This is a genomic window from Advenella alkanexedens, assembly GCF_019132845.1.
Classification (GTDB): domain Bacteria; phylum Pseudomonadota; class Gammaproteobacteria; order Burkholderiales; family Burkholderiaceae_B; genus Advenella; species Advenella alkanexedens.
This window is the reverse complement of record NZ_JAHSPR010000016.1, coordinates 18,010-29,999: the sequence shown is the minus strand read 5'-3', so window position 1 is coordinate 29,999 and position 11,990 is coordinate 18,010. Positions and strand designations below refer to the sequence as shown.

Below are 11,990 nucleotides of genomic sequence, written 5' to 3'. Positions count from 1 at the left end.
GTGTGTACTCGCTGAACTACAACGCGTTTGATATTTACGTCATGGGTATCTTTGGCATCATCGGTTATATCTGGACCAAACTGAAGTGTGAAGGTGCGCCGCTGTTGCTGGGTCTGGTACTGGGCCCGATGATGGAAGAGAACTTCCGCCGGGCACTGTTGTTGTCCCGGGGTGACTTCCTGACCTTCGTTGAGCGTCCGCTGTCACTGACCCTGTTGTTAATGGCTGTTGGCCTGGTCATTCTGGTGGCACTGCCATCCATCCGCAAAAAACGTGAAGAAACGTTTGTCGAAGAGGATTAATCCTTAAATAAAAAGGCAGGTTTATGATTAACCTGCCTTTTTTTTTATCTTGTTAAAACCTTTATTATTTGGTTAACCCAAACATCCAGCATCCAGCTTTCGGTTTACATAACGCTTACTTAATAAAATCAAAACGGCAATTGTCTTCAAAATAGTTACACTATTTGTATCTATTTTTTAAAGAAAAGGCTTTATGCCTGCTCTTCCACATTTCCGGAGATCACACCATGACATCCAAATTCCTGAAACTGACAAGCCTTGGTATTGCTCTGTTTGCAATGAGCACGGGTGCGGCACATGCCGAATATCCCGAACATCCGATCACACTGGTTGTTCCTTTTGCCGCCGGTGGTCCCACTGATGTCGTGGCACGCTCCCTGGGTGCCGAACTGGGTAAAATCCTGAAACAACCCATTGTTGTAGAAAACAAAACCGGTGCGGGCGGCACCGTTGCTGCCGCCTATATTGCCAACTCAAAGCCCGATGGCTATACCTTTTTCCTTCACCACAATGGTATGGCAACCGCACCTGCCCTGTACAAAAACCTGAAATTCGATCCACTTAACAGCTTTGAATATGTGGGTGAAGTCATCGACGTTCCCATGACCTTGCTGGCACGTGCCGATTTTCCACCTAACAACCTGCAGGAACTCATTGAATACACCAAGGAAAAAGGTGAAGACATTAACCTTGCCAATGCCGGCCCGGGTGCCGTTTCACAACTGTGCGGATCATTGCTGCAACAGGCCATCGGTACCAAATTCACCACCATTCCCTTCCAGGGAACCGCGCCTGCCATGACAGCCTTGTTGGGCAAACAGGTTGACCTTCTGTGTGACCAAACCACGCAAACCATTCCACACATCGATGCCAAAACCGTCAAATTCTATGGTGTCACCACCAAAGACCGCATCAGCAAACTGCCTGATGCCCCTACGCTTGACGAACAGGGCCTGAAAGACTTCGACTTTAAAGTCTGGCATGGTATTTATGCGCCCAAAGGCACACCAGAACCCGTCATTGCCAAGTTCAATGGTGCCCTTAAAGAAGCGCTCAAATCAGATGCTTTCAAAACCAAAATGGCAGATCTTGGCGCTGAAATTGTCAGTGAAGAAAGACAGTCCTCAGAATCCCTGAAAAAATGGGTGGACTCTGAAATCAAGAAATGGGGTCCCATCCTGCAAGCCGAAGGTATGAACGTTAATTAATCGTTAACCGGCTACACTAAAGGAGCAAGTGATCCAGGCAAGCGTCACAAGCCTGGCCAATAAATCTTTGGCATAAACCTTCAAAAGCACCCCAGGACGTTTTTCATGATACGCCTGGGGTGCTTTTTATTCACTTTTTGGCTTTTTAGGCAGTAGAAAAAAACCTCAATTCAAGGCCTGGATCTCAATTTGCGCATCGCCCTTGTCAGAAGAAACCCAAACCGTTGCATCCTGCACATTAAAATGCAGGGTCATGTTACGGTCTGCCAAAGAAGCCAGTTTTTGGGTTGATTCCACCGGGAGTACATATACTTTCAGATTACGGGCCCGCTCAAGCTTACTGGCCACATTTGCCCACCAGGTGGCGGCATTGCGTCCATATGCCAAAACAATCACCTGCCCGGCACGCCCGCAGGCCTTCAACAGGCGGCGCTCATCGGGCAGGCCCGTTTCTATCCATTGCAAAATAGTGCCTGTCAGGTCCTTACGCCATAAATCAGGCTCATCCACCTCACTCAGACCACGTGTAAAGGCCAGCATCTCATCACCGTTTTCGTACAAGGCATAGCCCAGGATCCGAATCATGAGCCGCTCTTCGGTTTCTGATGGATGCCGGGCAACAGTAACGGCATGACTGCCATAATAGGCGCGGTCATTATCGGCAATGTTTATTTCCGCTTTATAGATTGTTGCACCAAGTGCCATGAATTAATTATCCTTATACAAAACCGGAGTCAGGCTGAAGCGGGTATTCACAGTCTGTCCCGGCAACACATCCAGTCCGCCCACTTCCCGTGCTGAATGAGTATGTCGCATGTTAAAGCAATCTGTCACATTGCCAAAAGGCTCGGCACAAAACCAGGGTGCCCCTTCCGGGCTGTACACAATCAGGAAATCAAACGGCGTATCGGCCGTCATCACCAGTTTGCGTTGCTCGTCAGGCCAACTGATTTGCGCTTCATGTGCCCAGTCTATGAAAGGGGTATCCAGCGCATGCCGGGCAACATCAATCCCCCGTGCCATTTCCGGGGCAAGCGGGTGTTCATCCAGTCTGACCGGCATCACATCCTGGTCTGCGTACCAGGCCTTGCCAACCTGCGCTGTCAAACGGGTATGTTCGTTTTTGGGAAAATAAGGGTGATGCCCCATCCCAAGTGGCATGCTGTGTTGCCCGGTATTACTGATGTCCAAATACACGGTCAGCTTGTTTTCATCAAGCTCAAACACCTGTTGCGCCCGGAAGGCGAAAGGCCAGTCATCAGGCGCATGCACATACTCAATCACCAGCCGGGTATCTGTATGCGTCATCACCTGCCATTCCCTGTTTCGTAAAAACCCATGAATGCTATGCGGTGACTCTTTTTTCCGTGAGAGGTAATGAATATGACGACCTTCATAAACAAAACGGCCGTCACGCAGACGACCGGCCCATGGCACCAGCGGAAAACTGGCCATCTCGGACACATTCCGGTTTTGCACATGAACCGGGTCGACCGGACGCAGCCAATGATATTCCCGATCCGTCAGCACATGTTTATAAGCCACAATGGCCCCACCAATATGAGGGGCCACTACCAGACGGGCATTACCCGCTTTCAGTTCAAGGCATTGCTGCACGTTTTTCACCTTTATCTTTATGTCTTTCCCGTTCAAGCCAGGCCAATCCTTCTCGGGTGCGGCCCGCTGGACGGTATTCACATCCTATCCAGTGCTGATAATCCAGTTGCCTGAGCACATCAAACAAATAGCCCATATTGAGCTCGCCGTTATCAGGCTCATGCCGGTGAGGCACACCGGCAATCTGCAAATGGCCGACCCTGCCGGTGGGTATATAGGTAGTCAGCTTTCTGCTTAAGTCACCTTCTACAATCTGACAATGGTATATGTCCATTTGAACCTTGATATTGGGCTGGTTAAGCAGTTCAATGAGCTGGTGGGCCTGTTGCTGGGTGGTTAAAAAATACCCGGGCATGTCAAACGGATTGATCGGTTCAATCAATAACATTACCCCGGCCTGGGCAGCCAGAGCGGCTGCCCGTGACAGGTTCTGGCAGTAACATTCATGCGCAACAGCTGGACTCAAGTCATCCGGAACAATGCCAGCCATGAAGTGAATACGGCGATTACCCAACACGGTGGCATATTCCAAGGCTTTTTCCACACCAGCCAGACACTGCGCCTGACGGCCAGGCAAACAGGCCAGTCCCCGCTCCCCGGCGTCCCAGTTACCCGGAACGGCATTGAACAATACCTGCTCAAGCCCGTTTAGAGACAGTTGACGGGCGATGTCTGCCGCACTGTACTCATAGGGAAACAAAAATTCCACGCCTTTGAACTGATCGTTTGCCGCCAGGGCAAAACGCTCCAGAAAGGGAACCTCGGTGTACATCATGGAAAGATTGGCTGCAAACTTGAGCATGACTATTCACTTGTGATCAAACCATCAGGCTTCCCAGGCAATCATCTTGCCCGGATTCAGGATATTTTTCGGATCATAGGCGTGCTTGAGCAAACGCATCAAGTGGATCGCATCTTCACCGTGTTCCATTTTCAGGAAATTCATTTTGTGAATGCCTATACCATGCTCACCGGTGCAGGTACCGTCCATATCGATGGCCCGCTGCACCACCCGCTTATTGATTTCTTCCGCCATAGCCCATTCTTGCGGGTTTTCCGGATCAATCATCATGAGAACGTGGAAATTGCCATCGCCCACATGCCCCAGGATGGACCAGGGGAACGGTTTGTCCTGCAGGTCTTTGGCCGTGGCGGTCACGCACTCGGCCAACCGGGAAATAGGCACGCAGACATCGGTGGTAATGGAACGCGCGCCGGGGCGCAATTGCAGGCAGGCAAAATACAGGTTATGCCGTGCCGTCCACAAACGGTTGCGGTCTTCCTGGTGCTCGGCCCACTCAAAATCCATACCACCATTATCTTTGGCGATTTCCTGCACAATTTCAATCTGCTCTTTAACGCTGGAAGCGGAACCGGTAAATTCAAACAACAGCATCGGACTTTCTTTCAAACTTAACTTGCTGTATTGATTGGCAGCTTTCACGCCCTGTTCATCAATGAATTCAACCCGGCCAATTTCAATTCCTGTTTGCATGATCTGGTTCACGCATTCCACCGCAGACTCCAGGGTTTCGAAGTTGCAAATGGCGGCCGAGATAGCTTCGGGGATAGGATACACACGCAGTGTAATTTCAACAATGATACCCAGCGTGCCTTCGCTGCCCACAAACAGACGGGTCAAGTCGTAACCGGCCGATGATTTGCGCGCATGGCTGCCTGTACGGATGATTTTGCCATCTGCCGTAACTACTTTCAGGGAAACCACATTTTCACGCATGGTGCCATAACGCACGGCATTGGTACCCGAAGCACGGGTGGCCGTCATGCCGCCAATCGAGGCATGGGCACCCGGATCGATCGGGAAAAACAAACCGGTATGCCTGATTTCCTCATTCAGCTGGGTACGGATTACGCCCGGTTCCACCGTCACGGTGAAATCGCCAGGGCTGACAGCCAGCACCTTGTTCATTTCCGTGAAATCAAGGGAAATACCCCCTTCAATCGCCAGCACATGACCTTCAATGGAAGAACCGATGCCAAAAGGAATCAGGGGTACATCGTACTGGTTGCACAAATTGACAACCGTAACCACCTCATCGGCATTATGCGGAAAAATGACCGCTTCGGGCGGGCAGGCCGGATAAGGAGATTCATCACTACCGTGATGCTCACGCACGGCTTGTGTGGTAATGAAACGATCACCAAAAGCGGCCTTGAAAGCGGCACGGGCTTCATCAGACAGTTGGCGCACTTCTTTCATGGGGGAGTTATAACTCATTGTTTTTCTATCCTGTAAATTAGCTTGCCAAGCCATTAATCCACAATACGGCCGGCATTGAAAAGATCCTGGGGATTGATCAGGTTTTTAATGGCGCTCATCAAATCCCGTTCTTCCTGGCTGCGACTGTATTTCAAAAACGGTTTCTTGATACGGCCAATGCCATGCTCAGCGGAAATACTTCCCCTGAACCTGGAGGCAATGCTGTACACCAACTCTTCAACTGCCAGAATTTGCGCTTCCTGCAGTTTACCGGTGGTTAAATGCAGGTTGCCATCACCCAGATGGCCAAACAACAAATTCATCGCATGTGGATATTCTTTTTCAAGGGCAGCGGTTACCTGCTCAATAAAAGCCGGCATATGTTTAAGCGGTATGCCAATATCAAATGCCACATAAGGTTTGATACTGCGTAAAATTTCACCAATGGCATCGCGGATCTGCCAGAGTGAGTCGCTCTGCTCCAGGGTTTGCGGCACAATCACGTCACGGCCGATTTCATGTTCAATGAGGAATTCCAGGAAGGCATGAAAGCCCTCATGGAACACGGGTTTATCAGCGCCCTCAATTTCAAGCAGCACATAAATGGGATAATTCCCTTCAAAGGGCAGCTCTTTATTTGCATGCAAGGCAGCCTGTACCAGATAGCTTTGCCACATGACCTCAAAACTCGATAAATCGGGCAAGGCAGAACGCGCCTCTTTGAGCATGCGGGTAACGTGGTCAAAAGAATCCAGGGCAACCAGGGCGGTGGCCCGGGTTTGCGGATTGGGAAAAAGGCGCAGGGACAAACGGGTAATAATACCCAAACGGCCTTCGGTACCAATAAACAGGTGTTTAAGATCCAGACCGGTATTGTTCTTGATCAGGCGGTTCAGCATATTCAGGATGGTGCCATCGGGAAGCACCACTTCCATGCCCAGCACCAGGTCACGGGTCGTGCCATAACGCAGCACCTTGTTACCACCGGCATTGGTGGACACATTGCCCCCAATCAGACAGGAGCCACGCGAACCGAAATCCAGCGGAAAATACCAGTCTTCCTGCTCGACGGCCTGGCACAGGTTTTCAAGTATGACGCCCGCCTGCACAATCGCGACACCACCAATGGTGTCAATTTCTTCCACACGGTTCATGCTTTCCAGGGAAATGACCACATCGTCGGCATCGGCACATGCGCCACCGGCCAGGCCAGTCAGCCCACCCTGTATGGTGATTTTCCTGCCTTCTTGCGCACAGGTTTTGACAATTGCCGATACCTGTTCAGTGGACACCGGCCGAAATACCACCGCCGGCATGGCACCTTCATAACCGCTCATGTCACTCATGTGACGCTGCATTTGATCCGGGCTGTCAATATGTGGCACACTGGCCAGCAAAGCATTAAATGATGGAGAATTGTTTTTCATTGTATCCTTCTAACTGCAAATCGCTTTAACACTCAATGATAACTTCTTGTGTGGCCACTTATTGATCATTTCACAAGCAGGGAAAAAAATGATTTTTCTTTTCCGCCCCAAGATAGCAGGCAATGACACCAAACAAACAAGAAAAAACCTCGCACAAGGCGAGGTTTTTTACTGACATCCGGTATAAGGAAGGCCACTTCTATCGTTGGCAAGGCAGGCCTGGACCTGCCCTGTTATTAAATAAGACGAGAGGCTTCGATCAGACGTACAACACTCCACGATTTGCTGCGTGAAATGGGACGGCCTTCAGCGATTTCCACTGTATCGCCTTCGTTATACTGGTTTGCTTCGTCGTGCGCTTTGTATTTGTTTGAGCGGACAATGATTTTGCCATACAAAGGATGTTTAACACGGCGCTCAACTTGAACGACCACTGTTTTATCCATTTTATTGCTAACCACTTTACCGATCAGAGTACGCTGACGCTTGGCGGGTGTTTGAGTTTCGCTCATGTTACTTTCCTGCTTTCTCAGTTAATACTGTGCGAACGCGAGCAATGTCACGACGTACTTTGCCTAACTGGCTGGTGTTAGAAAGTTGCTGGGTAGCACGCTGCATACGCAGGTTGAATTGTGCACGCAACAAGCTCTCGAGCTCTTTATTCAGCTCGGTTGCGTCTTTTGAACGTAGTTCACTAGCTTTCATAAAGATCCCCTTAAGAGCCCAAGTGACGATTTACAAATGTCGTCGAAATAGGCAACTTGGCGGCTGCCAGACGGAAAGCTTCACGGGCAAGCTCTTCACTTACACCATCCATCTCGTACAGAACTTTGCCTGGTTGAATTTCAGCGACCCAAAACTCGGGATTACCTTTACCTTTACCCATACGAACTTCAGCAGGTTTCTGTGAAATTGGCTTATCGGGGAAGATACGGATCCAGATACGGCCGCCACGTTTAATATGGCGAGTCATTGCACGACGGGCTGCCTCGATCTGACGGGCTGTCAGACGGCCACGACCGGTTGCTTTCAGACCAAAATCGCCAAAATTGACGTTTGTACCGCGAGTAGCCAGACCGGTATTACGACCTTTCTGCTCTTTACGGTATTTTCTACGTGCTGGTGATAACATGTTTATTCTCCTTCTGGCGCAGGGGCTGCTTCAGCTGCCTTGCGACCACCACGGCCACGACCGCCTGGACGACGCTGACCATCAGGACGATCACCGCGTGGACGACGTGCACGACGCTCATCATCACGGGGTGCGGCTGCAGGTTCTGCAGGCATTTCACCATTAGGCAGCAAGTCGCCTTTGTAAACCCAAACCTTGATACCAATGATACCGTAGGTGGTTTGTGCTTCAGATGTACCATAATCAATGATTGCACGCAGTGTATGCAAAGGTACACGACCTTCACGATACCATTCTGTACGGGCAATCTCGATACCATTCAAACGGCCTGAAGACATGATCTTGATACCTTGTGCACCCAGGCGCATTGCATTTTGCATTGCGCGCTTCATGGCACGACGGAACATGATACGTTTTTCAAGCTGCTGGGCGATGGAATCGGCGATCAGCTGTGCATCGGTTTCAGGCTTGCGAATTTCTTCAATATTGACGTGAACAGGCACACCCATCAGGCGTTGCAAATCTGTTTTCAAGCTTTCAATATCTTCACCACGCTTACCGATTACAACACCAGGACGTGCTGAGAAAACGGTGATACGTGCATTCTTGGCAGGGCGCTCGATAAGCACACGACCAACAGATGCGCTTTTCAGTTTACGTTTCAGATACTCACGCACACGGACGTCTTCGGCAAGCATTGTGCCAAAGTCTTTGTTGTCAGCGTACCAGCGTGAACTCCAGTTACGATTCACTGCGAGACGGAACCCTATAGGGTGAATTTTCTGACCCATTGTGACTCCTTAAACGCCGACTTTGACCACAATGTGGCAAGTCTGCTTCTCGATACGGTTACCGCGGCCTTTGGCACGAGCGGAGAATCGCTTCATTGACTGGGCTTTGTCTACATAGATTGTAGTTACTTTGAGCTCATCAATATCGGCACCATCGTTATGCTCTGCGTTAGCAATTGCTGATTCAAGGGCTTTCTTAACGATACCGGCGGCTTTTTTAGGTGTGAATGTAAGAATATTCAGCGCTTGGGCAACGGGTTTGCCACGGACCATGTCCGCAACAAGACGCGTTTTTTGCGCAGAAATATGTACACCACGAATTACGGCTGTAGTTTCCATCACTTACCTCTTTGACTTTTTATCCGCAGCGTGACCTTTGTAGGTACGCGTATGCGCGAATTCGCCAAGCTTATGACCAACCATATTTTCGTTAACATAAACCGGAACATGTTGACGACCGTTATGAACAGCGATAGTCAATCCGATAAAATCAGGAAGGATGGTTGAACGACGCGACCAGGTTTTGATCGGCTTTTTCTCTTTGCCATCGACAGCTGCTTCCACTTTTTTAACCAAGTGGGCATCTACGAATGGGCCTTTTTTAATAGAACGTGACATATTAGTATCGCCCCTTATTTACGCTTGCGACGTGAGACAATCATGTTGTCTGTACGCTTGTTGCGGCGGGTTTTGAAGCCTTTCGCTGGAGTACCCCATGGGCTGACTGGCTCACGAGCCTCGCCAGTACGTCCTTCACCACCACCATGTGGGTGATCGACCGGGTTCATGGCAACACCACGAACGGTAGGACGAATACCGCGCCAGCGAACTGCACCGGCTTTACCGATTTGACGCAAGCTGTGTTCTTCGTTACCCACTTCACCAATCGTTGCACGGCAATCGATGTGAACGCGACGAACCTCGCCAGAACGCAGACGGATCTGGGCGTAAGTACCTTCACGGGCCATCAGGACTGCAGATGCACCTGCTGAACGTGCCATTTGGGCACCTTTGCCGGGCAGCATTTCGATACAGTGAATGGTTGTACCAACTGGAATATTGCGGATAGCCGCTGCATTACCTGTACGTACGGGTGTTTCCAGGCCAGACACGACCGTTGCACCGACTTCAAGGCCACGAGGAGCAATGATGTAACGACGCTCACCATCTGCATAGCACAACAGTGCAATATGTGCAGTACGGTTAGGATCGTATTCCAGACGCTCTACTTTGGCTGGAATGCCATCTTTGTTGCGACGGAAATCGACAATACGATAGTGGGACTTATGACCACCGCCACGATGGCGGACAGTAATATGACCGTTGTTATTACGACCGGAACCACGTTTTTTGGATTCTACCAAACCGGCAAAAGGAAGTCCTTTGTGCAAGCCTGGAGTAACCACTTTTACCATGCCGCGGCGACCGGCTGATGTTGGTTTAGTTTTAACTAATGCCATCTTAGTTCACCTCCGAAAAGTCAAGTTCTTGACCTTTTTTGAGTGAAACGTAAGCGATACGGTTTGCACGGCGACGACCGACGAAACGACCTGCACGTTTTACTTTACCTTTACGGTTCAGAACAGAGACAGACTCAACTTCTACTTTGAAAAGCAACTCAACAGCTGCCTTGACTTCTGGTTTGGTTGCATCAGGAGCAACGCGCAATGCAAATTGCGGTTTCTCGCCAGATTCAGCAATAAAGGTTGCTTTTTCTGTGATGACCGGCGCCAAAATTACTTGCAATAAACGTTCTGCTTTCATCCCAGCATCTCCTCAAATTGAGCGATAGCCGCTTTCGTGATCAACACTTTTTTGTAGTGGACCAAAGAAAGAGGATCAGCGTAACGCGGTTCTACAACGGCTACGTGTGGCAGGTTGCGGGTTGCCAGGTAGGTGTTCTCGTCAACAACATCGGTGATAACCAAAACGGAATCCAGACCCATTGCTTTCAATTTGCTGGCAGCCAGTTTTGTTTTAGGCGTATCAAAAGAGAAAGACTCGACAACAGCGATGCGATCTTCACGTGCCAATTGTGACAGGATGGAACGGATACCGGCACGGTACATTTTCTTATTCACTTTCTGGCTGAAATTTTCATCAGGTGAATTAGGGAATGTACGACCGCCTCCACGCCATACGGGAGAAGATGTCATACCAGCACGTGCACGACCGGTACCTTTCTGGCGCCATGGTTTTTTGGTGCTGTGTTTGACTTCCGCACGATCTTTCTGGGCACGGTTACCCATACGTGCGTTTGCCTGGTAGGCAACTACGATCTGGTGAATCAGGGCTTCGTTGAAATCACGGCCAAAAACGGTGTCGGGCGCGCTAACGGTAGCAGCAGCCTGACCTTGTTCATTCAGGAGCTTAAGATCCATTATTTTGCTCCTTTAACAGTCATTTTGATAGCTGGAAGCACAACAACGTCGGAATTTTTGTGGCCAGGAACAGCGCCCTTGACCAGAAGAAGACCACGTTCTGCATCAACGCGAACGATATCAAGATTTTGTACGGTGCGAGTCACATCACCCATGTGACCGGACATGCGCTTACCGGGGAAAACGCGACCTGGGTCTTGCGCCATACCGATAGAACCGGGAACACGGTGTGAACGTGAGTTACCGTGAGAAGCGCGTTGTGCACCGAAATTGTGACGTTTGATGGTACCGGCAAAACCTTTACCGATCGTTGTACCTTGCACGTCCACTTTCTGGCCTGCTTCGAAAATGCTTTCGACAGGCAATGCAGCGCCAGCTGAAAATTCAGCAGCTTTTGCAGGATCTAGACGGAACTCTTTAAGAATGGAACCAGCTTCAACGCCGGCTTTGGCATAGTGACCCGCTTGCGCTTTTGTCACGCGGGTTGCACGACGGTTGCCGTAAGCAACCTGTACCGCTGCATAACCATCTGTTTCAAGAGACTTGACTTGAGCAACACGGTTGTTTGATACGTCAAGTACTGTTACCGGAATGGACTCGCCTTCCTCGGTAAAAATACGCATCATGCCAACCTTGCGACCCAACAGTCCCAGCCGATGAGCGGCAGGTGTAGGTGTCGTATTCGACATCATTTTCTCCAATCCCCAGCTACGATTGGCTGGGCCTAATATAAATTGACACCAGCAGTGAACTGGTGTTGTGGGTTAATTTATCCCTAACCGTTATTGCATTTCGGTTAGCCTGTCAATATAACATTATTCAAGTCCCCTGACAAGATTATTTTTTGCGGTTGTTGTAAAAAATGTCTTTTTTTCAAGGGTTTAGTTGCCAATGACTGAAATGGCTCATCG

The 11,990-nt window shown here is 49.8% G+C and carries 16 protein-coding genes and 1 pseudogene; 2 read left to right on the top strand and 15 right to left on the bottom strand.

Going from position 1 to position 11,990, the window contains the following annotated elements; genetic code table 11:
• Window positions 1-302: pseudogene (locus KU392_RS14075) on the top strand (tripartite tricarboxylate transporter permease); the annotation flags it as partial.
• 227 nt (window positions 303-529) lie between these two features.
• Window positions 530-1,510 carry a tripartite tricarboxylate transporter substrate-binding protein gene (locus KU392_RS14070; RefSeq protein ID WP_217735592.1) on the top strand — a complete coding sequence of 327 codons (981 nt, stop codon included), beginning with the start codon at window positions 530-532 and terminating at the stop codon, window positions 1,508-1,510.
• Between the two features lie 165 nt (window positions 1,511-1,675).
• Here the strand turns inward: KU392_RS14070 and KU392_RS14065 are convergent, their stop codons facing one another.
• The 15 genes from KU392_RS14065 to rplC all read right to left on the bottom strand — a co-directional run bounded on the left by KU392_RS14065 (window position 1,676) and on the right by rplC (window position 11,768).
• A complete protein-coding gene (locus KU392_RS14065) occupies window positions 1,676-2,215 on the bottom strand; it encodes a YaeQ family protein (RefSeq protein ID WP_217735591.1) in 540 nt (179 codons plus the stop codon).
• Window positions 2,216-2,218: 3 nt separating this feature from the next.
• Window positions 2,219-3,127 carry an aldose 1-epimerase gene (locus tag KU392_RS14060; protein ID WP_217735590.1) on the bottom strand — a complete coding sequence of 303 codons (909 nt, stop codon included), beginning with the start codon at window positions 3,125-3,127 and terminating at the stop codon, window positions 2,219-2,221.
• Complete coding sequence (gene otnI, locus KU392_RS14055; protein WP_217735589.1) at window positions 3,111-3,929, bottom strand: 2-oxo-tetronate isomerase; 819 nt, start codon at window positions 3,927-3,929, stop codon at window positions 3,111-3,113. The genes KU392_RS14060 and otnI overlap by 17 nt, the downstream gene beginning before the upstream one ends.
• A gap of 24 nt (window positions 3,930-3,953) precedes the next feature.
• Window positions 3,954-5,366 (bottom strand): FAD-binding oxidoreductase, encoded by a 1,413-nt coding sequence (locus tag KU392_RS14050; protein WP_169295580.1) that lies wholly within the window; start codon window positions 5,364-5,366, stop codon window positions 3,954-3,956.
• 35 nt (window positions 5,367-5,401) lie between these two features.
• Window positions 5,402-6,775 carry an FAD-binding oxidoreductase gene (locus KU392_RS14045; protein WP_246587494.1) on the bottom strand — a complete coding sequence of 458 codons (1,374 nt, stop codon included), beginning with the start codon at window positions 6,773-6,775 and terminating at the stop codon, window positions 5,402-5,404.
• Between the two features lie 236 nt (window positions 6,776-7,011).
• The gene (gene rpsQ / locus KU392_RS14040) at window positions 7,012-7,287 is read right to left on the bottom strand and encodes a 30S ribosomal protein S17 (protein WP_169295581.1); all 276 of its coding nucleotides are present in this window, start codon (window positions 7,285-7,287) and stop codon (window positions 7,012-7,014) included.
• A gap of 1 nt (window position 7,288) precedes the next feature.
• On the bottom strand, window positions 7,289-7,480 hold the full coding sequence (gene rpmC / locus KU392_RS14035; protein ID WP_169295582.1) for a 50S ribosomal protein L29: 192 nt from the start codon (window positions 7,478-7,480) through the stop codon (window positions 7,289-7,291).
• Between the two features lie 10 nt (window positions 7,481-7,490).
• Window positions 7,491-7,907 (bottom strand): 50S ribosomal protein L16, encoded by a 417-nt coding sequence (gene rplP, locus KU392_RS14030; RefSeq protein WP_169295583.1) that lies wholly within the window; start codon window positions 7,905-7,907, stop codon window positions 7,491-7,493.
• Window positions 7,908-7,909: 2 nt separating this feature from the next.
• On the bottom strand, window positions 7,910-8,698 hold the full coding sequence (rpsC, locus tag KU392_RS14025) for a 30S ribosomal protein S3 (RefSeq protein ID WP_169295584.1): 789 nt from the start codon (window positions 8,696-8,698) through the stop codon (window positions 7,910-7,912).
• A gap of 9 nt (window positions 8,699-8,707) precedes the next feature.
• Window positions 8,708-9,037, bottom strand: a complete 330-nt coding sequence (gene rplV, locus KU392_RS14020; RefSeq protein WP_169295585.1) for a 50S ribosomal protein L22 — start codon at window positions 9,035-9,037, stop codon at window positions 8,708-8,710.
• A 3-nt stretch (window positions 9,038-9,040) separates the two neighbouring features.
• Window positions 9,041-9,316, bottom strand: coding sequence for a 30S ribosomal protein S19 (gene rpsS, locus KU392_RS14015; RefSeq protein ID WP_169295586.1), 276 nt, complete (start codon window positions 9,314-9,316; stop codon window positions 9,041-9,043).
• A gap of 14 nt (window positions 9,317-9,330) precedes the next feature.
• Complete coding sequence (gene rplB, locus KU392_RS14010; protein WP_169295587.1) at window positions 9,331-10,158, bottom strand: 50S ribosomal protein L2; 828 nt, start codon at window positions 10,156-10,158, stop codon at window positions 9,331-9,333.
• A 1-nt stretch (window position 10,159) separates the two neighbouring features.
• The gene (gene rplW, locus KU392_RS14005; protein ID WP_169295588.1) at window positions 10,160-10,462 is read right to left on the bottom strand and encodes a 50S ribosomal protein L23; all 303 of its coding nucleotides are present in this window, start codon (window positions 10,460-10,462) and stop codon (window positions 10,160-10,162) included.
• The gene (rplD, locus tag KU392_RS14000; RefSeq protein WP_169295589.1) at window positions 10,459-11,079 is read right to left on the bottom strand and encodes a 50S ribosomal protein L4; all 621 of its coding nucleotides are present in this window, start codon (window positions 11,077-11,079) and stop codon (window positions 10,459-10,461) included. The genes rplW and rplD overlap by 4 nt, the downstream gene beginning before the upstream one ends.
• Entirely contained in the window at window positions 11,079-11,768 is a 690-nt protein-coding gene (gene rplC / locus KU392_RS13995; protein ID WP_169295606.1) for a 50S ribosomal protein L3, read from the bottom strand. Before rplC ends, rplD begins: the two co-directional genes overlap by 1 nt.
• Window positions 11,769-11,990 lie beyond the last annotated feature (222 nt).

What these genes read in the sequence shown, in the direction of transcription:
- KU392_RS14070 (WP_217735592.1), top strand. Translation starts at nt 530, where the DNA reads ATGACATCCAAATTCCTGAAACTGACAAGCCTTGGTATTGCTCTGTTT.
- KU392_RS14065 (WP_217735591.1), bottom strand. Translation starts at nt 2,215, where the DNA reads ATGGCACTTGGTGCAACAATCTATAAAGCGGAAATAAACATTGCCGAT.
- otnI (WP_217735589.1), bottom strand. Translation starts at nt 3,929, where the DNA reads ATGCTCAAGTTTGCAGCCAATCTTTCCATGATGTACACCGAGGTTCCC.
- KU392_RS14050 (WP_169295580.1), bottom strand. Translation starts at nt 5,366, where the DNA reads ATGAGTTATAACTCCCCCATGAAAGAAGTGCGCCAACTGTCTGATGAA.
- KU392_RS14045 (WP_246587494.1), bottom strand. Translation starts at nt 6,775, where the DNA reads ATGAAAAACAATTCTCCATCATTTAATGCTTTGCTGGCCAGTGTGCCA.
- rpsQ (WP_169295581.1), bottom strand. Translation starts at nt 7,287, where the DNA reads ATGAGCGAAACTCAAACACCCGCCAAGCGTCAGCGTACTCTGATCGGT.
- rpmC (WP_169295582.1), bottom strand. Translation starts at nt 7,480, where the DNA reads ATGAAAGCTAGTGAACTACGTTCAAAAGACGCAACCGAGCTGAATAAA.
- rplP (WP_169295583.1), bottom strand. Translation starts at nt 7,907, where the DNA reads ATGTTATCACCAGCACGTAGAAAATACCGTAAAGAGCAGAAAGGTCGT.
- rpsC (WP_169295584.1), bottom strand. Translation starts at nt 8,698, where the DNA reads ATGGGTCAGAAAATTCACCCTATAGGGTTCCGTCTCGCAGTGAATCGT.
- rplV (WP_169295585.1), bottom strand. Translation starts at nt 9,037, where the DNA reads ATGGAAACTACAGCCGTAATTCGTGGTGTACATATTTCTGCGCAAAAA.
- rpsS (WP_169295586.1), bottom strand. Translation starts at nt 9,316, where the DNA reads ATGTCACGTTCTATTAAAAAAGGCCCATTCGTAGATGCCCACTTGGTT.
- rplB (WP_169295587.1), bottom strand. Translation starts at nt 10,158, where the DNA reads ATGGCATTAGTTAAAACTAAACCAACATCAGCCGGTCGCCGCGGCATG.
- rplW (WP_169295588.1), bottom strand. Translation starts at nt 10,462, where the DNA reads ATGAAAGCAGAACGTTTATTGCAAGTAATTTTGGCGCCGGTCATCACA.
- rplD (WP_169295589.1), bottom strand. Translation starts at nt 11,079, where the DNA reads ATGGATCTTAAGCTCCTGAATGAACAAGGTCAGGCTGCTGCTACCGTT.
- rplC (WP_169295606.1), bottom strand. Translation starts at nt 11,768, where the DNA reads ATGTCGAATACGACACCTACACCTGCCGCTCATCGGCTGGGACTGTTG.